Below are 23,760 nucleotides of genomic sequence, written 5' to 3'. Positions count from 1 at the left end.
AATCACTTCCATTATTTTATAACTTTTCCCTCATTAATCCTCAATTTCAATTCCAGCTTGTTTAAATGGTTCTAATACTTTTGGGTAACACATTGAAATATATTTCACTGTTTTTAGATTGTTTAAATTTTGAAATCCTTCAACAGATATTACATCAAACAAACTGTCTTCACCATCCCAATCTGGCTTTAAGATATGATAAATTTCATTTCCTCCATCAAAGCAAAGGGATTCAATCTTTTCCAAATCACTTGTTTCCAAAATTAACTCTTCTAAAAAATCTCTAATTTGAACAATTGGCCCAGCTCCTGAATACCATTCGAAATTATTCGTATACTTTTCTATTAAGTCTTTTAATTCTTTTAAAAATAATGGCTCTTTATCTAATAAAGCTTCAATTACTACTAATTTAAAATTAAAATCCTGAAATATCTCACTCTTCCCCATTTTAAATCCCTCCAATGTTATAATATCCTTACCCAAATTATTATAAGTAAAACATATCCAATTGCAGCTACTTTATTTCTTTCAATATCATATTAAAAAGGGATATGCTTAATTGCCTGACCACAATCGAGAAAATATGCATTAAAAATATTTTCTTACTAATTATATTCTTTATATACTTACCTTCGCTTCTCTAGCATCCTGTTTCTTAATTAAGTCTAAGTAAAAATACGAGACAGTTGTGTTGTAATAAGGAGAAATAAATATGAATGACAGATTAAATGTAAACATACCTATAAATGCTGTTAATAAAAACCAACTAATAAAAGATAACCAAAGAACAAATAACTTGAACTTTTGCCCTTTCATTATTCTTTTACTCTCCCTTAGTGCTTCACTTGCTGTATAATCCGGATTCTCTATTAAAATATAATATGCCATTGAATAAGAAAAATATTTAATAATACCTGGAACAATTAATAACAGGCTCCATAAAAATAGAAAAATAGCCTGCAACACTCCTAATTTCATTGATTTAAACAAATTGTTCTTCCTAAACCCCACAAATACATCGTCCACCTTAGCATCTTCATTTTTACCTAAGCGTAAGGTGAAAACAGAATACCCATAATTAAAGATACCTTGTATGACACTGTAAATTAAGAAACAAATCAGTCCTATAAAAACATAACTTAGAATAAGTAAAACTATTGCTGTTGGATCTACTTGTGGTTGCCCACCAATTGAATAAATCAAGAAAACATCCAAACCAATTACCCCAATAAACAGGCCAAATATTAAATATATAAAACTAGCGATCGCTGATGCACTTAAAGTTGGTACAAAATAGTATAACGCCGATACCCCTATACTTACTCCCCATTTCCCATCTAACGAATTAAGTGCTGCTTTCTTTAAATTTCTGATCAAACTTGCGCCCTCATTTTTCCATAATTTAGTTAATGAAAATTTTACAAATAAAAGAACTTGTAGCAAGCCCCACTACAAGTTCTTTTAGCTAAACATTTTAGCTTACCAAAACAAAATATACTTTCTACACAATCGGGGTTAATTTCTAAAATATGGTTTATTAAAGTCATTATATAACATAATTACGAATATTTGTTGAACATTCTGTTTTTTTGATAAATCCTCTAAAAAAATTCTTCCTTATGTTCATCTAGATGTAGTAACTCATGTAGCAATATATCTATCATTATCTTTCTCAATAAATCCCATCCTCTTGTTTTCCACAAAAAAAAGACACAGAGATTTCTCCCCATGCCTACTAATTCCTACTTCTTCACCGCATGCACATAATGCACCGTCTCAAAAGCTTCTAAATAATCATTTCGTCCTTCAAAATATAATTTATTTATGTCTTCTGGCGATAAATGCTCATAAATGAGTAAGCCCGCCTTATCTAATAGTGCTTCCATTTCGGTATAAGAAAAACATGATTTCATCGGTTCTCCGCCTACTGCAGCCATTTTTACCATATTTTCAACTCGATTGGACAATCCTTTTTCCGTAAATAAGTTTTCATCCGGATAATCGAATAAGATAGAGCTTCCCTCTGGAACCATCTCGAATAAGTATTCTATTAAACTAGAAAGCTCCTCTTTCGTTAAATAGTACGTAACACCTAATAGGCTAAAGAAAGTCTTTTTATTTTCAAATCCTTCATTTACTAATGTTTGCTTCGAGAAATCTTTAGTGAAATCCATCGAAACAAAATGAAGATTGCTTGGCATTTCATACTCTGCTTCTTTCACTCTTTGTATTTTAAACGCTTGCGTAGAAGGATGATCCACTTCAAATATTTCTATTTTATTTTCTAATTCTCGGTGTCTAAAACTAAATGTGTCTAAGCCCGCACCGAGTATGACGTATTGTTTTGCTCCTAATGTAATCTCATGTAGTAATACTCTTTCACAATATGCCGCGCGTGCCAAAGGTGTTGGTGATAATTGAACTTGTGTAATCCATTTTAATATTTCTTGTGGATTGTCTTGAAACTTCTGTGCAATGTCTGTATTGAAAAACTGTATTCCTTGAACCATATTCGTTTCAATATCGTTACGTTCTTTTTGTGGAATGAAATCTTTAGCTACATAATCATCAAAGATTTTAGGACGATCAAATTCACTATGATACGCCCTTCCGAAAGCTGATACTAGCGACGTTACACTCGCTTCACCTTTTTTCACACACATACACTCCTTCATTTTCACAACAAAAATAGGGTTCCCCTGGCCAGGAGAACCCTATTATACACTTTATTTTTATATTGGTAAATTATAGCATAAATAAGTTTTTTTGTCAAGTTTTTAGCCTGCTAGCACGCCAACAATTTGAATATTCTCTAACAGGAAAATTGTCGATTCACACCGAATACCCAAATTATAACAATACATATGGAGGCCAATATGAAAAGATTAGTGATCATTACCGTAGGAAAAACACACAGCGGAAAAACTACATTTGCTAAAGAACTAGAAAAAAAGTTACCCCACTCTTTCGTTATGGATCAAGATAACCAAGCTGAATTCATTAACACGCATTATGAAAAATTACAGCCGGACGAAGGCCCAAATACATTTAAGCACGGTCTTTCGAAATTCATTGTTGATTATGCAAAAGAATATACAAATCTACACCTTATTATTTGCAACTCCAATCGCAGTAAAAACGGAAGATTATATTTACTAAACGAATTATTTCCACAAAATAAATATGTACGCATACTCGTTCATTTTGACATTCCTGATGAAGTACTTTACGAAAGAATAGCTCGAAGCACGCGAAGTACCAATATTTTTAGAGGTGGTTATTCTAGTTTTAAAGAAGTACTCGATCGACAACAGGCTGAATCGCAACATGAAGATGTGGTGGATCCGATAGAAAACGAGGCTAATTATTTGTTTGTCATTCGTAATAGTAAGGATGTAAACTCTACTATAGAAGAAATTATTCATCTAGCTAAAGATTTGCCCCCTACTCCAAAATAAAAGAATTTAAAAATTACATAATCATAGATTATTATGCAAATCCTTCCTCTAACCACTTAACATGGTATATAATGATAAGATAATCTACTTCTATATGCTCAATTTTACACAAAACAGCTCATGCATATGAAAGAAAAGAGGTATAAAAATATGAAAACAAAACAAACAATCGCTGCGTCTACACTAGCTTTAGCAATGATTGCTGGCGCAAACTCTGCTCATGCGGAAGTAACTGATGCTACTCCTCAGCAAAGTACGGGAGATCGATTAGCTGAAATTAAGCAACATAGACAAGAGTTAGATGCGAAATTGCAGCAACACAAAGAAAACGTGGATCAAACATTGAATGAACTTAACAAGGTTAAGGAAAATGTTGATACGAAGGTTAATGAACTACATGAGCGTAAACAAGTTGCTGATGAAAAAATTAACGAAATGAAACAACGTAAACAAGAGTTAGATGCAAAACTTCAGCAAGACAAGCAAATCGCCGAAGATAAAATCGCTGAAATTAAAGAGCATAAAAAACAAGTAGAAGATAAAGTTGCTGAAGTGAAAGAACATAAGCAAAATATCGATAATAAGGTTAATGAGATTAAAGAACATAAACAAACTGTCGATGAAAAAGTGAATGAAATTAAACAACATAAAGAAAATATCGATCAAAAGGTTAATGAACTTAAGGAAGTTAAAAAACAGGTAGATGAAAAATTAGCTGAGTTAAAGAAAGCAAAACAAACTGCTGAGGACAAACTTGCTGAGCTAAAAGAAAACAAGCCGAATACTGGAAACACGTTAGAGGAACTTAAGAAAATTAAAGGCAATTTAGATAGTCTTTCCGCTAACTTAGAACTAGCTAAACAAGATGTAAAAAACAAACTAGCTGAATTACAAAAAGCTAGAGAAGATTTACTAAATAAAATTAACGAAATGAAACAAGCGAAACAAACTGTTTCAGACGATTTAACAAAGAAAAAACAAGACTTAGATATTAAAATCAACGACTTTAAACATACTGAGAAAAAAATTGATGACAAATTAGCTGAGGTACATACTACGAAGCAAAATGTAGATAACAAAATTAATGAAGTATCTCAAGCGAAACAAACTGAAACAAAGACTGGTACTACAAACACAAACAACAATGCTAGAGAACTTCCTAACGCTGGTAGTGAGCAATCAAATAATATGGCTTTAGGTATGTTATCTGTCTTGGGCGGCGTTTTATTAGTAACACGAAATAAAATTAAAGCGTTATTCTCAAAATAAGGCCCTTATAACTATATTTTATACAAAGGACAACCGCACATTTATGTGCGATTGTCCTTTTTCTTTATATTAACTTCCCATCTCGAAGCGTCAATATACGATCACATACATCAAGCATTCTTTCATCATGTGTAATCATAATTGCTGCTTTTTGACTCTCTTTCACTTCGCGTTTCATCATTTCAACAACTTCACGTGCGCGTTTTGAATCTAAGCTTGCCGTTGGTTCATCCGCTAATATTAAATCTGGATTGTTCATGAACGCACGAGCGATTGCGACCCTTTGCTTTTCTCCACCAGACAATTGATTTGGATAATGATTTTTTCTTTCTCCTAATCCAAATGCTGCTAATAAATGATCCGCACGCTTTTCTGAGTCTTGTTTGTTTTCTTTTTTAAGCTTTGCAATGTAAAGCAATTGTTCTTTCACATTTAAATATGGAACAAGATTTGCGAACTGGAAAATGAAGCCGATTTTTTTTAAGCGAATGTCTGTCATTTCCTTTTCCGATAACTTCGTAATATTTTGCTCACGAATGTAAATATCCCCTTTTGACGGTGATAATAAAGCACCCGCGATTGATAATAACGTACTTTTCCCTGATCCAGAAGGACCGACGATTCCGATAAATTCTCCAGCTTTTACATCAAGCGAAATCGGATGAAGGGCTGTTACTTCCGTATTCCCTTCTCCGTACACTTTACTTACTTTGTCTAATTTCAATAATGAAGTCATTACATCCCGCCTCCAATTGCTTCTAATGCATCAACTTTTAATACTTGGTATAACGAAATAAGTGTTCCTAAAATACTAATTACGATAAAGATTGCTGCATATTGTGCAATCATCGGTGTTGTTAATAAGAACGGCATACCTGCTGGTAAAATTTGTTCTAGTCCTTGTACAAGAACAATACTGATTACCATTGCAACGACTGATAAGAATAACGCCTGTACGACTAAGCTATTTGCTAAATAAGAATTCTTCGTACCGATTGCTTTTAATACGCCTAATTGCTGTGTTTTTTGCAATGTAATGACGTAGAAGAATACACCGATTAGTAACGCAGCGATAACAAGTAAGAATGCAATGATCATCGTTAATGTTCCTTGCTCTTCTTTAAATCCTGGAATACTTTGCAGTACTTCTTTTTTGTCGATAACATGTGCATTTTTAATTTCTTTATCTGTATTCAGCGCAATTGCACTATAATCTTTTTGGTTTGGTTGTGAAATAGAGCCCCATACGTCTTCATTTACATAAACGACTGGTGTATGGCTAAACATTTGGTCTTTCGTAAATCCAACGATTGTAAATTCTGTCTTTGAAACAGGATCAATAATTGTATCTCCAATATCGATTCCTTTTTCTTTAATAGATTCATCAGCAACCATTTCGTTATTTGCTGTACTTAATTTCTCACCTTTTACAATGTTCGGTTCTAAAAATGAATCACGTTCACTTGCGAAAATGGCAACATCCACTTTTTTCGAACTATCTTTCTTTTCATACGTTGAAACTTTCACGCGAAACGGAACGGCCTCTTTCTCGCCTACTTGATTTACTACGTTATCTACATCGTCTTTCTTAATTTGTGAACGAAGTAATTTATTTTCCGCATCATCTGCTAAAACGAACTTATTTGCCTCCATATTTTGAATCGATGAAGCATTATCATATGATAGTCCATTTGCTAATCCTGAAATAACAAGAACTAAAAATGATAATAACACCATAATCAGTCCGATTAATCCGTATCTTAATTTTGATTGTTTTAATTCACGCAGAGCTAAAAACATTATGCTCGCCCCTTCCTCTTTCTTTCTATGCACTAATCATAAAAAAGAAATATGAACGGAATATGAACAGAAGATTACAGAGGGGAAGATTAAATTTTCAGAAAGTATTGAAAACAATCCAAATCCTTGATACAATTCAGTCAAATAATATTGACCGAGTAATTTTATTTGAGGAGCTGATCATGTTGAAGCCCATGTTCACACTAACTACTTATAGCCAACTAAAAGCAATAAGCGATCCACTACGTGTCGAAATGATGATGCGTCTATGCGAACGTCCTTATACCGGGCAACTACTATCTGAAAAATTCGGCATTCCAAGGGCGAAAATTCATTATCATTTAAAAGAATTAGAAAAGAATGGTTTTATAGAAATTGTTTATACAGAAGAAAAGAATGGCATCGTTCAAAAGTTTTATCAATCTGTCGCTAGAGGCTTTACCCCTGCTGCTGAACTATTACCTCATTTAGAAATATTAAGTGAATCAGGTCGCCAAATCTTTTTACAAATGACGGAAATGACGAAAAGCCATATTCTCGCTGCGCCAGAAGAAGCTTTTACATTACGAAAAGTAAGTGAAGACCCTGCTGAGTGGAATTACGTTTCATCCTGCTGGGAGTTTGATGCCACGCCAGAACAATTTCAAGTGTGGGTGAAAAAGTTTTATGAAGTGATGGCTGAATTAAACGAGATCACAAAAGATGCGGATAAAGATCCAAATAGTAAATCTTATTACATTTCTACTACTGCACTGCAAATCGATGAGCGAGCGATGCAGCGATTTGTGAAAAAAGAAGAAAAATCGTAATACGATTTTTTTTACACTAACGGTCAAAATTATTTTACCGAATAATTTTTTTATAAAGGAGTGGATTAAATGGACATATTAAAAAACCGGAATTTCCTCTTACTGTTTTTAGGGAGAATTTTTACAAACATAGGAGATAGCTTGTATTATGTAGCCGCGATGTGGCTCGTATATAAATTAAGTGGCAGTCCTTTCTATTCTGGATTAGCTGGTTTTCTGACGTTATTACCTTCTGCACTTCAATTTCTTACTGGGCCATTCGTTGATAGATGGTCAATCAAAAACACCCTAGTCGTCACACAAGTTCTGCAATGCGTCCTAATATTAATCATTCCTATTACACACTACTTCGATCTATTAACAGTTCAACTACTACTTATCATCATGCCCATCGTAGCCTTTATCGAACAATTCGCCTATCCCGCACAATCGAAAGCTTTACCACTTCTACTGAATAAAACACAATTATTAAAAGGAAATTCACTCTTTTCATTTGCGTATCAAGGCATCGATTTAATTTGTACGACTCTTTCTGGCATATTAGTAGCACTACTTGGTGCCATTACTTTATATGTGGTCGATTCCTTAACATTCGCGATTACTGCCCTATTATTCTTTTCATTGAAAATGCCAAAGCAAGCAGAAACCAATACATCGCTATCAACTAAACAATATTTCACTGATTTAAAAGAAGGTTTTTCGATTGTCTTCCGTTCATTAATGGGCGTATTCTTAATCGGTTCAGTTGTCGCTAATTTTTCAATTGGTATGACGATGGCGATACTCCCTTCTTTCGCTGATTCTTTAGGAGGCGTGAAATCATATGGCTTCTTCCTAGCTGCTATATCAGCCGGCAGTTTAATTGGAGCATTATTCAGTTCATGGGTTGGTAAACGCAATGTTGGCCACGTCTCTATTATTGGCTTTGCGACTGGCGCTATCTTTTGGTTTCTCTCTACGATCGTACCGTTTCAATGGCTGTCTATTCTCTTATTCGGCCTAGCTTGGATTCCAATTGGTGCGACCAACATATTATTCGCGACAATTAGTCAAATTGTAATCCCAAATCAATATATCGGACGGATCAATTCAGTCATGCGAAGTATGGGCACAATTGCTATGCCGTTCGGTTCTTTAATTGGCGGATATACAGCAAATATATTTAGTAGCCAACTTATTTTTGCGCTCGCTAGCATCGGGATTTTATTCATTTCTCTCGTATGGCTGCTTCATCCAAAATTACGAGCATTGCCGAAAGCTGATGAAATTACAGCGGATGCTTTTGGGGTTCGGTTTAAAGTAGAGCGCGGGAAAGGTACGGCTTTATAGCAGGAACAAATTTAACCCCGTTCTAAATTTGGGACGGGGTTATAATTATAATTATTTAATTTTGAATGAAAAATCCTTCACTAAAAATATAACAATAGCACCAACTAAAACGTTCAGTTAACGATTTGATGGCCAAGACCCCTGCATTTTCCTTAATTGAATAATTTGTCCTGTATGGTAAGCATCATGAAGCATGATGTCTAGTAATTTCCCCTCTAATGAATTTTGCTCAAGCTCTCTTTCGGAAATTGCACTTAATACCTGTCTTAAATTACGTTGAGCATCTTCAGAACGTTCAACGACTTGCTTCCATTCCATATCACTATTAGATTGATTGGTTAGATAGAAGGTTTCACCACCGTCGAGATTATTTGTCCATTCACGGCCTTCTAAGTTTGCAACAAGCCTCTCTTTGTAATAAATGAGATGATTAACGTTCTCCCAAATGGTATTCGCTGCCTCACCAGATGGTTTCCACATAGCCTGTTCGGCTGTAAGTCCTTCTATAGCATGTTTAAACGGTGCATACCAACTCTCTTTATCGAATGTTGAATCTAGTACGTTTAATAACAAGTCAATTCGTTTCAAAGTAATTTCCTCCCTAAATAGTTAAAGTCTCAATAAAATCCTTATAACTCTGTAGAGATTCTACATTTTCAAATAAACTTCCTCCTGAGCTCACTCCACAAACTCGTCCAATTATGTAATGAAAATGACTTACATTATTTCACTTTACACGTATACTAGAGACCAAAAAAGAAGAGGCCGTTCCGAAGCAGCCTCTTCCATCTATTTCGGAAGCTCCACCTGAACAGTAGTCCCTTCCCCTTTCGTACTATACACTGAAACGTTTCCGTTATGCAGTTCTACAATCTTTTGCACAATCGATAATCCTAAACCGCTACCTTCTACGTTTCTTGCCCTTGCCGTATCTACTTTGTAAAAACGATCAAATATACGATCCATCTCTTCTCTTTCCATACCGATTCCGTTGTCTGATATAGAAATCATCACACTTGATTCTAATTCTTCTACAACAAATTCAATCGTTCCAGCATCATTTGAAAACTTAATGCTATTCGTAAAAATATTGCTCCATACTTGATGAAGTAAGTTTTCATCACCTTGTATTGTAATGTCCGGCACATCAAATTCCACAGCGATATCTTTTTCCCGCCATTTCCATTCGAGCATAAAAATGACGTCTTTAATTTGCTTCTGCAAATTGAATTCTTTTATTTGTAATACTTTCTCTTCTTTATCTAAAGAAGCGAGCGTAAGTAACTGTTTACATAAACTAGACATTCGCTTACTTTCACCCTCAATAATTCGTAAGTAATGATTTCTTTCTTCTTCACTCATCTTTTCTGATTGCAATGTTTTCGAAAAACCTTGTATAGAAGAAAGTGGCGATTGAAATTCATGCGAGACGTTCGAAACAAATTCTTGTCTCATTTCATCTAATTCTTTTATACTCTTCGTCATCTTCTGGAAGCTTGTAGATAACGTACCAATTTCATCTTTTCGTTTTACATCTAATTCAATTTCATATTTACCACTCGCAATTTTTTGCGTAGCCTTCGTAAATTTACGAATGGGACGAACGATGTAACCTGCTGCAATCGCAATAAAGATAATACTTAATAGTACGATAAATCCAAGTAATACCGCTAAGAAAATTCGCATCTCGCCAAATTGGTTCTGAATGTCGGGACGAATAAATAAAGCGTACTGCTTATCACCGTGTTGCACTGGTACACCGACACTATTTATTAATTCATTATCGAAAAATCCTGTAATAAATAAGCGCGTTGGATATGTGGAAACACCATTAAACGTTTCCCCTTGTAATACTTTATGAACTGTATCGTCGCTAATAGACGTCTTACGAAACGCATTTCCGATACGCTTTCCATTCTTTTGATCATCGACAATATAAATTTCATATCCTAATTTCGCAATAGAATGTAAATATGCCTCTTGATTTCCTTCACTTTGCTTTTCATATAATGACTTAACTTCTTCCGCATACGTTAAAATCTTCTCACTGTTATACGGTTTTAACTTCACTTGATAATATACGTTCGTTAATAAAAAGCCGATAATACTACTGAGTAGCATAATACCGACTGTCATAAAAACAAATCTAGAATATAGTGATTTCATCTTATTTCAGCTCCAACTTATAACCGAGTCCGCGCACCGTTGTAATTTGAAAATCATCCGTTCGTTTTGAGAAACGATCTCTTAGTCGCTTCACATGAACATCAACTGTTCGTTCATCTCCTTCAAAATCCATTCCCCATACTAACTCAATTAACTCTTCTCTTGAAAATGTTCTCCCAGGATAACTAGCAAGTTGTGATAATAATTCAAATTCCTTTAACGGAAGTAAAATCGTCTGGCCGTTACACTTCACTTCAACACCTTTACGATCAATTGTCGTACCGTGCAGCGTAATAGTATCAGCACTCAGCATTTGATAACGACGTAGTAATGCTTTCATACGGAAAATGACTTCAGCTGGCTCAAATGGTTTTACAATATAATCGTCCGTACCAGAAATGAATCCTTTTTCTTTATCAACTAACTGATCTTTCGCAGTTAATAAAATAACCGGTATATCATGATACTTCCGGATTTCTTCACATAACGTATAGCCATCAACAAACGGCATCATAATGTCTACTATCGCAAGATGAATATTTTCTTTCTCTAATACGACTTGCGCTACCTTTCCATCTTCTGCTTCAAAAACTTTAAACCCCTCTTTTTGTAAATGGTAATGTAACAACTCTCTAATATGCTTATCATCATCAGCTAATAAAATATGTATCATCTTCATTAAACCCTCTCTTGTTCATCCTTCTACATCCTTACCTTAAGAAACAATTGGATTTTTTGCAAGAAAAAGAAAAACAAACCAACATTTTAAGATAAATAAAAAGAATCTATTTTGAAAAAAGATTATTCAAAATAGATTCTTACGTTTTAGTATTAAGATTATTTTAATGAAAAGTAATTTCTATGCTTTAGAAATATCAACAAATCCTTCTCCAAATACGTCACGAACATCGTGGATAGCGATGAACGCAGCCGGATCTGTAGTTTGAACAATCCGTTTTAGCTTCACTACTTCTTGCTTATTAATAACAACATAAAGAATTTCCTTCGGAGTTTTCGTGTAATAGCCATGACCTGAGTACACAGTAACCCCTCTGCCCATTAAGGTAGTTACCTTCCCGGCAATTTCATTCGGGTTATCAGAAATGATTGTAATGGCTTTCTTCGGATTTAAACCTTCAATTACAAACTCCATCACTTTCGTTGCTACATATAGCATAATAATTGTTATCATCAGTTTTTCTGCACCAATGATGAAATAAGATGAAAACGCAACAATTAAATCGAAGAACAGTAAACCATAGCTAATGCTCCACCCTAAATATTTATGCGTCATCCTTGCTAAGATGGTAGTACCTGCTGTTGTTCCGCCAACGCGAATAATAAGACCAATCCCGCACCCAATAAATATTCCTCCGAAAATGGCATTTACAAGCATTTCATCCGAAGCAATCGTCCAACCTTCTGTCAAATGAAGGAATAGCGAGTTCGTAACTACAGCAATAATCGTATAAATTGTTGTAATCTTATTCAAAAATTTATAACCAGCTATTAACAAAATCGCATTTAAAATTAAGTTAACTAAGCCTGGTGACCATTCAAATAAATAATACGTAATAATCGTGATACCAGTTACTCCACCCTCACCAAACTCGTTCGGGATAACAAACAAATTGACACCTAACGCAAAAAGAAATGCACCAATAATAATAAAAATAATGTCTGTCGTTCTTTTTTTCATACAGTACCTCACTTCTTATGTAAATATTTATTCTGTCATAAACTCTCACCATTATATCGTGGAATATTCAAATCGAACAGTGGTTTATTTTTATTTTAATATAGGATGATAAAACAACTTTATCCTATACCCACATGTAATTTAAAAAGTAAAACAACTGTATTTATTATGTACTACAAGTAAAGTTTTGATTTCACATGCAATTGACGCTTAAAAATGAATATGAACACTCACTCGCACAAACTTCGAACACAAAGCAAATAGGCGAAGCTATAGAATAGACTTCGCATCAAACATTTGATCACAGAGATTTATATTTATACATTCCAGAAATAAATTTACTTATCTTTCTCCATATATTCTTTAATCTTTCGTTCTTCCCACTCTTTTCCGAATATCCCGACTGGAAAAGTTGTCAAACCGTGTATAACGATACCGATCCCCCAACCTGCAAGTGGATATAAAAACCATAATTTACTTGAATCAGAGCTTATATTTATAAAAAAAAGCATTAAGTTAACTAGTATATACACCGTTAAATGAATATAAAACGCTTGTAAATTCTCCACTCTTTTTTTAGCTCGTAAATAATTCTCATCTCGCTCCATATATAAACACCTCTTTCATTATTGTATTTTTTAAATTCGCTCCGATCTAAACATCATATTCTAATCGGAAATCCCTTATTCTCAATAAAATACAAAACAAAAAAGTACCCATCAAATAATCATACACATGATCATTTGATGGATACTGCATGATACATTTGTTATTTACAGAAGTCTAATTAAGACCAAATCCAAACATCATCATTATTTTCAGCGTTGCTCTTTACCTCATGAACCTTTTCAATGTTGTCCGTTGTGTTCCAGTTAATAGAACTTCCGCCCCATCCTACATACTTCATATCAATTTTTACTTTCTCACCTGTATGAAATACTTGTCCCTTCGTTAAGAAAACATCAATAATATCTTTTTTCCCGTTTAGTGATGGATACTCAACTACGACATATGTAGTAGCACCGTCTCCCTCATCTTCCATCGTTCCTATTTTTGATACTTCACCAATTACATAATCAGGAGAACCGTCTTCTTTCATATGCATGCCCAACTTGTTTGTTGTATTTTCAACTGCAGTTGCAACCATATATTCTGCAAAATTACGCATCATAGATCCAGTAGCTTTAACTTCATCCCCTACTTTCACATTTGAAAGGGTATCTATATACACACTTACAGGCTCCTCATATTGCTTAGATTTTACAACAATTACACCGTTATCTACTTCTACTACTCGTCCTTCTAATGTTGAGAAATTCGATTCAATAGAAGCCGCACTCGCTTTTGTTACTTCTAATCCTGGTAAATTTGTTCCTGATAATGCTGCGATCCCTAAAGCACCTGCTAAAATTATTTTTTTCATACCCATATGTAACCTCTCCATTCATGATGATTTTATTTTCGATTGGATACGACCAACCTGTAATCATTATAGTTACAGGTTATAGAAAATAGCAACCATCTTTCTTATGCAATGTTGCATAAGAAAGATGGTTTTTAAATATATTCAACACAAATGTTAAATTCTTGCATCACAGCAGGTAAACGGATTGATGATGAAGAAAATAAATGTGATTCATCATATTTATCAATGCTACAGTTTGTATAATTGTAGTCCATTACATTATGTAAGAGAAAGAAACAGTAAACAAAAACATAGACAAAAGTAGGCAAAGTAGTTTATTTACACAAGAGTATCAAATCCAGGTCAGAAAGATGATTTAGAAAATCAGGTTGAGTTTCGCAAATGCACGAGGGATGATTGTAGATAAAGTTATCAAAGATATTGGTAGCGGATTAAACTACAAAAGAAAACAGTGGAATAACCTGATTGACAGTTGTATGGAAAGAAATATTTCGACGATCATCATTGCACACAAAGATAGATTTGTACGTTTTGGATATGATTGGTTTGAAAAGTTTCTTCGTAAAATGGGAGTGGAAATTATGATTGTTAACAATGAAAAACTATCTCCTCAAGAAGAACTTGTTCAGGATTTAATATTTATCATTCATGTATTTAGCTGTAGAATATATGGGTTGAGAAAATACAAAAAGAAAATGTCGGAGGATGAAGACTTATGAAAAGAGCATATTTAATAGAAATCAAACCGACAACTGAACAAATTAGTAAAATCCGTCAAACTATTGGAGTGTGTCGATATGTATATAACCTGTATATCTCTAAAAATAAAGAGGTATATGAGTCGGAGGGGAAATTTCTTAGTGGCTATGACTTTTCCAAATGGCTAAACAACATTCATACAAAAGAGTGTGACCAGTGGATTAAAGAAGTGTCGAGCAAAGCGGTAAAACAAGCGATTATGAATGGAGATAAAGCTTTTAAGCGATTTTTTAAAGGTTTATCTAAGTTTCCACGATATAAAAAAAAGAAGAAGCAAGATGTGAAGTGCTACTTTCCGAAAAACAACAAAACAGATTGGACAGTAGAAAGACATAGAGTAAAAGTTCCTACAATTGGTTGGATAAGGTTAAAAGAGTATGGATATATTTCAAAAAATACAACTGTAAAAAGTGGTACAGTATATCAAAGAGCAGGAAGATACTATGTGTCTATACTCTGTGAAGTGAAAGAAGTAAAATCAAATGTAACTCTAAATGCAGTAGGTCTAGGAATTGATTTGGGAATTAAAGACTTTGCTGTACGTAGCGATGGAAAAACTCACAAAAATATAAATAAAACAGTACAAGTAAAAAAGATAGAAAAACGGTTAAAACGTGAACAACGCTCTTTATCACGCAAATTTGAAAATATAAGAAAGAGAGGTGAACAACCTGCTGTTAATAAGAGAGCGAATATAGATAAAAACATTCTTAGGGTGCAAAAACTACATGCTAGGCTAGCAAATATTCGATTAGCGTATGTAAAGTCTATTGTAAATGATGTGGTGAAAACCAAGCCAACGTTTATTACAGTAGAAGATTTGAATGTGAAAGGTATGATGAAGAACAAACATCTATCTAAAGCTGTAGCACAACAATGTTTTTATGCTTTTAAAACATTGTTATCAACGAAATGTAGGGAATATGGAATTGAACTACGGCAAGTGGACAGATTCTATCCATCTTCTAAAACATGTTCATGTTGCGGTCAAAAAAAGTCGGATTTAAAGCTGTCTGACCGAGTATATACATGTGATTGTGGAAATGTAATAGACAGAGATTTAAATGCATCTATCAACCTTTTACAAGCAAAAAAATATACAATACTAACGTAAATAGATTGTATATATGTACGGTGGGCTACATCGGAATTTACGCCTGTGGAGTGTCACAGCAAACTGTAGTAGCAAGTGATTAGCGAGGCAGGGCACGTAGAAGCAGGAATACTCTAAGAATATACATTTGTCTATATTGTTAGTAGCAGCGGAGTTAACATGTTAAAAAAACCAAACAGATTACAGCCAGGAGATATCGTGGCGACAGTAAGTCCTTCATGGGGCGGTGCAGGTGATTCTGAAATAAGATGGCGATATGAGCAAGGAGTAAAAAGATTAGAAGAAGTTTTCGGTCTTACGGTTATTCCAATGCCAAATAGCTTAAAAGGCAGCGAATACCTTTATAACAACCCACAGGCCCGTGCGGAAGATTTAATGACAGCATTTAAAGATACGCGCGTGAAAGCAATTATTGCAAATATTGGCGGTGAAGATAGCATTCGCTTACTTCCCTATATAGATTTTAATGTGATACGTGAAAACCCGAAAATTTTTATGGGATACTCTGACGTTACCATTTCACATTTATTTTGCCATAAAGCAGGGCTTTCCTCTTTATACGGTCCAGCCATTTTAACTGATTTTGCTGAAAATGTAGAGATGGATCCATATACAATTGAAATGGTAAATCGAACTCTCTTTTCAAATGAGACAATTGGCGAGATTCAACCAGCTCCTAAATGGACAAGTGAGCGTTTAGAATGGATAGAGGTAAATAAAGATACAAGGCGTACGATGCAACAAAATAATGGATATGAACTACTTCAGGGCTCTACCACTGTACAAGGGCGTTTAATTGGTGGATGTATAGAAGTATTGGAATTTGCAAAAGGAACGGAGATTTGGCCTGAGAAAAAACATTGGGAGGATAGCATTCTCTTCTTTGAAACTTCTGAAGATCATCCAGAACCAAGCTATATAAAGTATTGGTTACGAAATTATGCAGCGCAAGGCATTCTTCAAAAAGCAAAGGGTATCATCTTTGGTAAACCAAAAGACGAAATGTATTATGAAGAATATAAACATGAAATATTGCAAGTTATGAAAGAACATAACTTAGAAGATTTGCCGATTCTTTATAATTTAAATTTTGGTCATACCGAGCCGAAGTTTATTTTACCTTACGGTGCAATGGCAGAAATTGATTGTGAAAATGGGTCTTTCTCTATTTTAGAGAGTGGCGTGGAATAAAGGAAAACTTTAAATAAGTATCTAATTGGAGGGAGATTACGTGTATGGAAGTAACATTTACAGTAAGTAAATGGGATGAAAAACTAATTGATGATACTAGAAAAGATTTCCCTATTAATATCGCTCATGTTGAATATGATATTGATGGTGAATTAAAAGGAAAAGCTTTTGTTGAATACTTATTATATTATTTAGACTCAAATATAAATGATGGTCACTTGGCTACTGCTAAAATTTCTGGATTTTTACACTTTGAAGGAATTTACAAGGGGCAACAAGGAACATTTACAGCTATAGAGCAAGGAATATTTGATAAAGGAAATTTAGATTCCCCAGGAACAATTATTAAAGCTACCGGTAACTTAGAAAATCTGCGAGGTTCCTATCATTATCAGTTTACAGGTCAAACTAGTAAACTAATTTTAGAATTTGAATTTTAGCAAAATATCCTATAATGTAGTGGAAAGGACATTTCTTGCAATACTAGAAATGTCCTTTTTATTGACGAGCTTATTCAACTATTTTCTAATAGTTAAGAAAAGAGTATAATACATAAATTTTTCGTTATAGGGGGAATTAAAAGGAAAAGCCTGAGGGCCCCACTTACTCATTACTTTTCCTATCAATTAAAGAATAATCCCCGAAAAACTCCCCTTCAATACTTCTTTTTCAAGTTGATTCCTACATGTAAACATTGCAATAATTTTTGTGCGATGTTTTTCATCGGGCTCAAATTGTTCAATGGTTACGTCACAACGAATTGTTACTATTAATTTGTGACTTTTGATTAAATGAAAATCGCCTCTTATAGAGCGCAGTTTTACTTATATTCATTCTTATGCAAATTCTGAAGCATATTCTTCGTATGTCTTTAATGTATTAAGCAATCGAGCTGATTCAATCATGATTTCGTTCGATGAATCAGTTACACAAATGACAATAAATCGATTATCATCTCTGTCTCCAAACAAGCCTTCTGATTCAAGTTCCATTAACACATTTAACGTTTCTTTCAACAGTGTATTTACTCGTATGTTAAAGTCATCTTCGACGATATCATGATATTTCTTGATAATTTTGTGCACTTCATCAAACATTTCAAAATCGTCCCATTCGCTCCACTCAACAGCTCCGTATCTATAATAATTGTATAAAGGGTCCGACTTATTAACTTTGATTAGTCTTTCTTTATTAGCCACTGGTCCAATGCTACTGACACAATCGTCTGTTAATATGGAGTACCCATATATTGTGTCAACACCGCACCTAGTTATAATTTCGTTATAATGACAACGAATTGCATTTTTTAACTCAACATAAAAACTTTCTTGCAGTTGCATTTTCATCGTATTTCCTCCGTTTTTTGTAGCGACCTGTCGTTACATATTTCAATCTTAACATGAAAATCAACATGTAACGTTAACTGAGCCAAAATAAGAAAAACCGAAACTATAATCATTTCGGTTTTTCAATCTAAAGAAGTCTATATTTACTTTAAAGAATGTACAAACAACCCACTACGCAGTTTCGGTTCAAACCACGTTGACTTCGGCGGCATAATTTCTCCAGCGTCTGCGATTGATAATAAAGCTTCCATTGATGTCGGATATAATGAAAACGCTGCTTTATATTCACCGCTATTTACAAGGTGTTCTAGTTCTTCTAATCCGCGGATTCCTCCGACAAAATCGATGCGTGAATCAGATCGCGGATCGTGTATTTCAAGTACTTGGCTTAATAAATGATCTTGCAGGATAGATACATCTAATCCTTTCACAAGATCGTTCGCATCAAACGTTTCCTCTTTCACTGTAAGCTTATACCACTTCTCATTTACATACATTCCAAAAGTTTTTGGCTCATTTGGTTTATACGGAGAAACAGCTGCTTCTTCTACATAAAAGTATTGCGTGATTTGCTTTAAAAACTGTTCTTCTGATAAGCCGTTTAAGTCTTTTACAACTCGGTTATAGTCCCAAATGGATAATTCATCGTGAGGGAATAAGACAGATAAGAAGAAATTAAACTCTTCTTCTCCAGTATAATTCGGATATTGTTCTCTTCGCATGAGTCCTACTTTTGCCGCTGATGCTGAGCGGTGATGTCCATCTGCAATATAAAGACTAGGAATATCTTCAAATGCGTTTACTAGAGTAGCAATTACATCCTCATCAACTATTTTCCAAGCAACATGCCTAACGCCGTCTTCTGCTGTAAATGTATAGATTGGCGCATGCTCTTCTTTCCAGCTTGCAATGATACGTTTCACATCTTCTTTCGTACGATACGTTAAAAAGATAGGACCTGTATTTGCATCACACACATCTACGTGACGAATGCGATCTAGTTCTTTTTCATGACGCGTTCTTTCATGTTTTTTAATTATATCATCTTCATACTCATCGATAGATGTACAAACGACAAGACCTGACTGCGTTCTTCCTTGCATCGTCAGTTCATAAATGTATAGTGCTGGCTCTTCATCTTGTATGAACACTTCTTCTCGTATTAATTGATTTAAATTTTCACCCGCTTTTTCATATACGCGATCATCGTACGGTGAAAGTGCTGGGTCTAAATCAATTTCTGCTTTATCAACGTGTAAGAAAGAATACGGATTTCCTTTTACAACTTCTCTTGCTTCTTCACTATTTAATACGTCATACGGTAAAGCTGCAACTTCCGCTGCTTTTTCTTCTACTGGACGAATGGCCCGAAACGGTCGGATTTTTGCCAAGTTTTCCTCTCTCCTTTACACAATCATTCGAACGGCTACAACACCTGTAATTTTGCTTATATTTTCCACAATGTTCTCTTTTATTATATCATCAATTCCGTTATCAATATCAATCATTGTATACGCCCAAGAATGTTTACTACGATTAATCATATCCGCAATATTAATATGATGTTCTGCTAAACATCCTGTAATTTGTCCTACCATGTTCGGAACGTTTTGATGCATGATTGTAATTCGTTTCTTTCCAATATACGGCAGTTCTACGTTTGGATAGTTTACTGAATTACGAATATTTCCTGTCTCCAAATATTCTCGTATTTGACGTGCTGCCATGACCGCACAATTTTCTTCTGATTCAGATGTAGATGCACCAAGGTGAGGAGTCGCAGTTACATTTTTCATCTTTATCACATTTTCATTCGGGAAGTCCGTTACGTAATGCGCAATAACCTCTTCTTCTAACGCTGTTTGAAGAACCTTTTCATCTACAAGTTCTCCTCTAGAGAAATTGAATAAACGCATTCCTTTTTTCATCTTCTCTACAGCATGTTCACCAATAATCCCCTTCGTTTGATTCGTAAGAGGAATATGAAGTGTAATATAATCACATGTTGCGAAAATTTCATCTAAACTAAATGCTCTTTGTACATGTGTAGAAAGGCGCCATGCTGTTTCAACTGAAATGTAAGGATCATATCCGACAACGTCCATCCCTAAAGCTAACGCATCGTTCGCAACTAAAGCACCGATTGCGCCAAGGCCGATAACGCCTAGACGTTTCCCTGCAATTTCTGATCCAACGAATTGTTTTTTTCCTGATTCAACAAGCTGCGGTACTTCTTCACCCTCTAAATTTTTCGTCCAGCTTACTCCATTAATAATGTTACGTGAAGACATAATAAGGCTGGCGATAATGAGTTCCTTTACTGCATTGGCATTAGCTCCTGGCGTATTAAATACGACAATCCCTTTTTCTGTACATCGCTCGACAGGAATATTATTTACACCAGCACCAGCTCTTGCAATCGCCTTTAAGTCTTTTGAAAATTCTTCTTGGTGTAAAGAATAGCTGCGAAGTAAAATACCATCTGGGTGGTCCATTCTATCCCCTACTTCATAATGATCTCCATCAAGTACTTGCAAACCTTTTTCCGCAATTTGATTTAACGTTTGAACACGAAACATATCCCCATCTCCCTATCTATTCTCAAGCTCAAATTCCTTCATATAATTTACTAATTGCTGTACACCGTGTACTGGCATCGCATTGTAAATACTAGCGCGCATACCACCGACTGAGCGATGTCCTTTTAGCGTAACAAGGCCGCGTTCTTTCGCCTTTTGTAAAAACTCATTGTTCAGCTCTTCTGACGGTGTTGTAAACGGAATATTCATAAGTGATCGATACGTAGGATCAACTGGTGAAGTAAACAATTTTGATTCATCTAAGAAATTGTAAAGAAGTGAAGATTTCATTCTATTCTGTTCTTCAATCGCAGATACCCCGCCCTGCTCTTTTAGCCACTCAAGTACAAGTTTCGTTACGTAAATACTAAAGGATGGCGGTGTATTATATAAGGAGTTATTTTTGCTGTAAGTTTCATAGTTTAACATTGTAGGACAAGAGCGATCTGCTCCTCCAATTAAATCTCTTTTTATAATCGTAATCGTTAAGCCCGCTGGCCCTAAATTCTTTTGCGCTCCCGCATATATAAGACCAAACTTCGAAACATCATATTGTTCTGATAAAATGTTTGAGGACATATCCGCAACGAGCGGTACTCTATCTAAACGTGGAATGTCCACATATTTCGTACCCTCAATTGTATTGTTCGTTGTAATATGTACATAATTTAGTTTTTCATCATTTGGTAAACCATCCAGTTTAGGAATTGTCGTAAACTTCTCTTTTTCAGAAGAAGCAAGCACTTGTACTTCCCCTATTTTTTCAGCTTCTTGCATCGCCTTTTTAGACCATGAGCCAGTTAATACGTACCCTGCTTTTTTATAAGTATTCATTAAATTCAGCGGTATCATAGAGAATTGTAATGACGCACCGCCTTGTAAAAACAGTACTTCATACTCATCAGGAATGTTCATTAATTCACGAATTAGGCTACTCGCTTCATCTATAATACTTTGAAAATAAGAAGATCGATGACTCATTTCCATAATAGACATGCCTGTCCCGTTATAATTTACAAGCTCCTTTTGCACTTTCTCTAAAACTGGCAAAGGGAGTATTGATGGTCCAGCTGAAAAATTATATACTCTCTCCATCACCCTGATAACCTCCCTATTTCTTATTTTTATTAATTTTTAAACTTTCTGAATTATAACCTGAAATATAATAAGTGGTCAATTTGTTTTCTATTATTACGGCGTAAGACGCAATGGAATCGCTTGCATGTGCAAACTACTTTTTATAAACATACAAAAAAGTGTTAAGTACATAATCGTACTTAACACTCTAGTAATAAAGTATAATTGCTAATTGTCCGTGAAGAACCGATCAAAAATTTGATAAATAGCAGAAAGACCAATGAGCCAATAAATAGTGTCCACAAGCGCCGGCATAGAACCAAACCATTTCTCAACTACGTTGTAATCTAACGCTACAAATAACCAATTCAAACCGCCAAGAATCACCAAAATTACTGTAAGGTAAGACAAAAATTTCATTCTGATTGCCCCCTAGGTGATAAGATGGTGAAAGGCCTTTCACTAGAAATATATGTGGTAAAATTCAAAACTTACCTATTTAATAAAAATTATTTTCGGTACCAGCCGTTAATAACTGCCTCTGCTTCTTTACTATGTATTTGATACGCATGCGTACTATTATGAGAGCCAATAAACCAAATGGAAAAACCTTTAAAATACGGTTTCGTTTCTAATACTTCTCGGTAAGCGCGCCATCCGTTTAATTGTACGTCCTTTGAAAACACATTAGAAACATCTGGATTCCACGGATTTTGTAATCCAAGCTCACGCGCCGGAACGTTAAATCCACCAAAATAAACGGGCTTTCCTGTTGCTTTATGTAATTGTTCCAATTGCTGCACAACATTTTGCCCACGATTATACACTGTCGTCGCAAATAAACTTTTCTTTACTTCTTCATATGTTGGATTTCTTTTTCCTGAAACTTCAAACCAACTATCAATACTTACAATATCCACCTTTTTTAAATAAGGACGATTGATTTTCTCTTTAAACTTCGCTTCATACGAAGGATCAAAGCTTGCTGTTAACCACCAATTCATTTGATACAAAATATTTCCTTTATACTGCTGACGAACGAAATCAATCGTATCGCTCCAATATCCTTCTGCATATTCCATATTCACGAAATTAGAGGCAATCTTGAGCCCGTACACATTGTATTTACTTGTAATCGAATGAAAAATATCTTGTAGAATAACCGTTTTCCAATTCCAGAAGAAATCATTAATATTACTCGGATTCCATTCCGTTTCCCCAACACTTCCTTGCTGAATATATGGGAACGGTTCCACGATAACTTGAATATTACGCTTTAATAATTCTCGAATTAAAAGAATAGCCTGTTGCTTTTGCGCTTGATTAATTACCATGTTCGTAGAAGTCACGTTCGGAATATCTACTTGAATTGGTACATTTACTGTATTTAAATTTAAACGCTCTACATCTGCTAAAACTTTCGCCACATTTCCAACTTCCCATACCGTTACATTTCCTGATTTGATTTTTCCAGATTGAACAGTATTTACATCTGCCTGTACATTTCCTTGAAAACAAAAAGAAAACAGCATAATAAACACTCCTAAAAAACTTATTAAACTCTTATTTTTCTTCACAACTTTCCCCCTATAATTTTTGGCATTCTTGCTTATTCTATACAATGTTTCACATATATTCCACAAGAATATTTAATGAAATTTCATCAATAAAAATGCTATTCACCCTTTATCCATATCTTATTCATACTAACCTCCTAAAAATAGTAAGGTAAATAAAA

24 protein-coding genes and 2 pseudogenes are annotated in these 23,760 nt (G+C 34.6%); 8 read left to right on the top strand and 18 right to left on the bottom strand.

The features are described 5' to 3' along the window. Window positions 1–33 precede the first annotated feature (33 nt). The 3 genes from JDS82_RS19985 to JDS82_RS19975 all read right to left on the bottom strand — a co-directional run bounded on the left by JDS82_RS19985 (window position 34) and on the right by JDS82_RS19975 (window position 2,663). A complete protein-coding gene (locus JDS82_RS19985; RefSeq protein WP_199713809.1) occupies window positions 34–447 on the bottom strand; it encodes a DUF6892 domain-containing protein in 414 nt (137 codons plus the stop codon). Window positions 448–618: 171 nt separating this feature from the next. Then, window positions 619–1,377 (bottom strand): DUF975 family protein, encoded by a 759-nt coding sequence (locus JDS82_RS19980; RefSeq protein WP_199713808.1) that lies wholly within the window; start codon window positions 1,375–1,377, stop codon window positions 619–621. Window positions 1,378–1,742: 365 nt separating this feature from the next. Next, window positions 1,743–2,663, bottom strand: coding sequence for a class I SAM-dependent methyltransferase (locus JDS82_RS19975; RefSeq protein ID WP_080349654.1), 921 nt, complete (start codon window positions 2,661–2,663; stop codon window positions 1,743–1,745). 201 nt (window positions 2,664–2,864) lie between these two features. On the opposite strand from JDS82_RS19975, the gene JDS82_RS19970 reads away from it, so the two are divergent. Both JDS82_RS19970 and JDS82_RS19965 read left to right on the top strand, forming a co-directional pair. Then, entirely contained in the window at window positions 2,865–3,458 is a 594-nt protein-coding gene (locus tag JDS82_RS19970; protein WP_170771119.1) for an ATP-binding protein, read from the top strand. Window positions 3,459–3,608: 150 nt separating this feature from the next. Next, complete coding sequence (locus JDS82_RS19965) at window positions 3,609–4,727, top strand: LPXTG cell wall anchor domain-containing protein (protein ID WP_048566079.1); 1,119 nt, start codon at window positions 3,609–3,611, stop codon at window positions 4,725–4,727. Window positions 4,728–4,791: 64 nt separating this feature from the next. Here JDS82_RS19965 and JDS82_RS19960 read toward each other — a convergent pair whose 3' ends face one another. After that, a complete protein-coding gene (locus tag JDS82_RS19960) occupies window positions 4,792–5,463 on the bottom strand; it encodes an ABC transporter ATP-binding protein (RefSeq protein WP_199713807.1) in 672 nt (223 codons plus the stop codon). Continuing rightward, complete coding sequence (locus tag JDS82_RS19955) at window positions 5,463–6,527, bottom strand: ABC transporter permease (protein WP_199713806.1); 1,065 nt, start codon at window positions 6,525–6,527, stop codon at window positions 5,463–5,465. Before JDS82_RS19955 ends, JDS82_RS19960 begins: the two co-directional genes overlap by 1 nt. Window positions 6,528–6,709: 182 nt before the next feature. On the opposite strand from JDS82_RS19955, the gene JDS82_RS19950 reads away from it, so the two are divergent. Next, window positions 6,710–7,336 carry an ArsR/SmtB family transcription factor gene (locus JDS82_RS19950; protein WP_199713805.1) on the top strand — a complete coding sequence of 209 codons (627 nt, stop codon included), beginning with the start codon at window positions 6,710–6,712 and terminating at the stop codon, window positions 7,334–7,336. Between the two features lie 69 nt (window positions 7,337–7,405). Beyond that, window positions 7,406–8,665: an MFS transporter gene (locus JDS82_RS19945; protein ID WP_199713804.1), complete on the top strand. Its 1,260-nt coding sequence runs from the start codon at window positions 7,406–7,408 to the stop codon at window positions 8,663–8,665. A 117-nt stretch (window positions 8,666–8,782) separates the two neighbouring features. Here the strand turns inward: JDS82_RS19945 and JDS82_RS19940 are convergent, their stop codons facing one another. The 6 genes from JDS82_RS19940 to JDS82_RS19915 all read right to left on the bottom strand — a co-directional run bounded on the left by JDS82_RS19940 (window position 8,783) and on the right by JDS82_RS19915 (window position 13,959). Further along, window positions 8,783–9,253 carry a DinB family protein gene (locus JDS82_RS19940; RefSeq protein ID WP_199713803.1) on the bottom strand — a complete coding sequence of 157 codons (471 nt, stop codon included), beginning with the start codon at window positions 9,251–9,253 and terminating at the stop codon, window positions 8,783–8,785. 201 nt (window positions 9,254–9,454) lie between these two features. After that, a complete protein-coding gene (locus tag JDS82_RS19935; protein ID WP_199713802.1) occupies window positions 9,455–10,831 on the bottom strand; it encodes a sensor histidine kinase in 1,377 nt (458 codons plus the stop codon). Between the two features lies 1 nt (window position 10,832). Next, entirely contained in the window at window positions 10,833–11,510 is a 678-nt protein-coding gene (locus JDS82_RS19930; protein WP_098139089.1) for a response regulator transcription factor, read from the bottom strand. Window positions 11,511–11,690: 180 nt separating this feature from the next. Continuing rightward, window positions 11,691–12,530: a YitT family protein gene (locus JDS82_RS19925; protein WP_000747488.1), complete on the bottom strand. Its 840-nt coding sequence runs from the start codon at window positions 12,528–12,530 to the stop codon at window positions 11,691–11,693. A gap of 338 nt (window positions 12,531–12,868) precedes the next feature. Next, the gene (locus JDS82_RS19920) at window positions 12,869–13,138 is read right to left on the bottom strand and encodes a 2TM domain-containing protein (RefSeq protein WP_199713801.1); all 270 of its coding nucleotides are present in this window, start codon (window positions 13,136–13,138) and stop codon (window positions 12,869–12,871) included. Between the two features lie 179 nt (window positions 13,139–13,317). After that, entirely contained in the window at window positions 13,318–13,959 is a 642-nt protein-coding gene (locus JDS82_RS19915; protein ID WP_098077709.1) for an ATP F0F1 synthase subunit alpha, read from the bottom strand. 313 nt (window positions 13,960–14,272) lie between these two features. Between JDS82_RS19915 and JDS82_RS19910 the strand changes: the two are divergent. From JDS82_RS19910 to JDS82_RS19895, 4 genes and pseudogenes are all read left to right on the top strand, one after another. Beyond that, window positions 14,273–14,675, top strand: a pseudogene (locus tag JDS82_RS19910) (IS607 family transposase); the annotation flags it as partial. Beyond that, a complete protein-coding gene (locus JDS82_RS19905; protein WP_199713800.1) occupies window positions 14,672–15,829 on the top strand; it encodes an RNA-guided endonuclease InsQ/TnpB family protein in 1,158 nt (385 codons plus the stop codon). The pseudogene JDS82_RS19910 and the gene JDS82_RS19905, both read left to right, overlap by 4 nt. A gap of 159 nt (window positions 15,830–15,988) precedes the next feature. Beyond that, window positions 15,989–17,020 (top strand): S66 family peptidase, encoded by a 1,032-nt coding sequence (locus tag JDS82_RS19900; RefSeq protein ID WP_199713799.1) that lies wholly within the window; start codon window positions 15,989–15,991, stop codon window positions 17,018–17,020. Window positions 17,021–17,064: 44 nt separating this feature from the next. Continuing rightward, window positions 17,065–17,460 (top strand): DUF3224 domain-containing protein, encoded by a 396-nt coding sequence (locus JDS82_RS19895; protein ID WP_000454078.1) that lies wholly within the window; start codon window positions 17,065–17,067, stop codon window positions 17,458–17,460. Between the two features lie 186 nt (window positions 17,461–17,646). On the opposite strand, the pseudogene JDS82_RS19890 reads toward JDS82_RS19895, so the two are convergent. From JDS82_RS19890 to JDS82_RS19860, 7 genes and pseudogenes are all read right to left on the bottom strand, one after another. After that, window positions 17,647–17,784, bottom strand: a pseudogene (locus JDS82_RS19890) (enoyl-CoA hydratase); the annotation flags it as partial. 72 nt (window positions 17,785–17,856) lie between these two features. Then, entirely contained in the window at window positions 17,857–18,366 is a 510-nt protein-coding gene (locus JDS82_RS19885) for a DUF4303 domain-containing protein (RefSeq protein ID WP_199713798.1), read from the bottom strand. A gap of 143 nt (window positions 18,367–18,509) precedes the next feature. Continuing rightward, on the bottom strand, window positions 18,510–19,757 hold the full coding sequence (locus JDS82_RS19880; RefSeq protein ID WP_199713797.1) for a DUF1015 domain-containing protein: 1,248 nt from the start codon (window positions 19,755–19,757) through the stop codon (window positions 18,510–18,512). Between the two features lie 15 nt (window positions 19,758–19,772). Next, entirely contained in the window at window positions 19,773–20,945 is a 1,173-nt protein-coding gene (locus JDS82_RS19875; RefSeq protein WP_199713796.1) for a 3-phosphoglycerate dehydrogenase family protein, read from the bottom strand. A 12-nt stretch (window positions 20,946–20,957) separates the two neighbouring features. After that, window positions 20,958–22,040 (bottom strand): 3-phosphoserine/phosphohydroxythreonine transaminase, encoded by a 1,083-nt coding sequence (gene serC / locus JDS82_RS19870; protein WP_199713795.1) that lies wholly within the window; start codon window positions 22,038–22,040, stop codon window positions 20,958–20,960. Between the two features lie 210 nt (window positions 22,041–22,250). Beyond that, complete coding sequence (locus JDS82_RS19865) at window positions 22,251–22,442, bottom strand: DUF378 domain-containing protein (RefSeq protein ID WP_000670803.1); 192 nt, start codon at window positions 22,440–22,442, stop codon at window positions 22,251–22,253. An 89-nt stretch (window positions 22,443–22,531) separates the two neighbouring features. Beyond that, window positions 22,532–23,599 carry a glycoside hydrolase family 113 gene (locus tag JDS82_RS19860; protein ID WP_199713794.1) on the bottom strand — a complete coding sequence of 356 codons (1,068 nt, stop codon included), beginning with the start codon at window positions 23,597–23,599 and terminating at the stop codon, window positions 22,532–22,534. Window positions 23,600–23,760: the final 161 nt, after the last annotated feature.

The sequence above is a fragment of the Bacillus cereus group sp. N14 genome, assembly GCF_016483555.1.
GTDB classification, from domain to species: Bacteria; Bacillota; Bacilli; order Bacillales; family Bacillaceae_G; genus Bacillus_A; species Bacillus_A wiedmannii.
The sequence above is the reverse complement of the archived record's forward strand: the minus strand, read 5'-3'. Positions and strand labels throughout refer to the sequence as shown.

Bases quoted from the DNA above. Each gene is read 5' to 3' on its own strand.
- JDS82_RS19970 (WP_170771119.1), top strand. From the start codon at position 2,865: ATGGAGGCCAATATGAAAAGATTAGTGATCATTACCGTAGGAAAAACA.
- JDS82_RS19985 (WP_199713809.1), bottom strand. From the start codon at position 447: ATGGGGAAGAGTGAGATATTTCAGGATTTTAATTTTAAATTAGTAGTA.
- JDS82_RS19955 (WP_199713806.1), bottom strand. From the start codon at position 6,527: ATGTTTTTAGCTCTGCGTGAATTAAAACAATCAAAATTAAGATACGGA.
- JDS82_RS19920 (WP_199713801.1), bottom strand. From the start codon at position 13,138: ATGGAGCGAGATGAGAATTATTTACGAGCTAAAAAAAGAGTGGAGAAT.
- JDS82_RS19965 (WP_048566079.1), top strand. From the start codon at position 3,609: ATGAAAACAAAACAAACAATCGCTGCGTCTACACTAGCTTTAGCAATG.
- JDS82_RS19925 (WP_000747488.1), bottom strand. From the start codon at position 12,530: ATGAAAAAAAGAACGACAGACATTATTTTTATTATTATTGGTGCATTT.
- JDS82_RS19875 (WP_199713796.1), bottom strand. From the start codon at position 20,945: ATGTTTCGTGTTCAAACGTTAAATCAAATTGCGGAAAAAGGTTTGCAA.
- JDS82_RS19895 (WP_000454078.1), top strand. From the start codon at position 17,065: ATGGAAGTAACATTTACAGTAAGTAAATGGGATGAAAAACTAATTGAT.
- serC (WP_199713795.1), bottom strand. From the start codon at position 22,040: ATGGAGAGAGTATATAATTTTTCAGCTGGACCATCAATACTCCCTTTG.
- JDS82_RS19975 (WP_080349654.1), bottom strand. From the start codon at position 2,663: ATGTGTGTGAAAAAAGGTGAAGCGAGTGTAACGTCGCTAGTATCAGCT.
- JDS82_RS19930 (WP_098139089.1), bottom strand. From the start codon at position 11,510: ATGAAGATGATACATATTTTATTAGCTGATGATGATAAGCATATTAGA.
- JDS82_RS19905 (WP_199713800.1), top strand. From the start codon at position 14,672: ATGAAAAGAGCATATTTAATAGAAATCAAACCGACAACTGAACAAATT.
- JDS82_RS19900 (WP_199713799.1), top strand. From the start codon at position 15,989: ATGTTAAAAAAACCAAACAGATTACAGCCAGGAGATATCGTGGCGACA.
- JDS82_RS19950 (WP_199713805.1), top strand. From the start codon at position 6,710: ATGTTGAAGCCCATGTTCACACTAACTACTTATAGCCAACTAAAAGCA.
- JDS82_RS19935 (WP_199713802.1), bottom strand. From the start codon at position 10,831: ATGAAATCACTATATTCTAGATTTGTTTTTATGACAGTCGGTATTATG.
- JDS82_RS19915 (WP_098077709.1), bottom strand. From the start codon at position 13,959: ATGGGTATGAAAAAAATAATTTTAGCAGGTGCTTTAGGGATCGCAGCA.
- JDS82_RS19960 (WP_199713807.1), bottom strand. From the start codon at position 5,463: ATGACTTCATTATTGAAATTAGACAAAGTAAGTAAAGTGTACGGAGAA.
- JDS82_RS19945 (WP_199713804.1), top strand. From the start codon at position 7,406: ATGGACATATTAAAAAACCGGAATTTCCTCTTACTGTTTTTAGGGAGA.
- JDS82_RS19885 (WP_199713798.1), bottom strand. From the start codon at position 18,366: ATGAAAATGCAACTGCAAGAAAGTTTTTATGTTGAGTTAAAAAATGCA.
- JDS82_RS19865 (WP_000670803.1), bottom strand. From the start codon at position 22,442: ATGAAATTTTTGTCTTACCTTACAGTAATTTTGGTGATTCTTGGCGGT.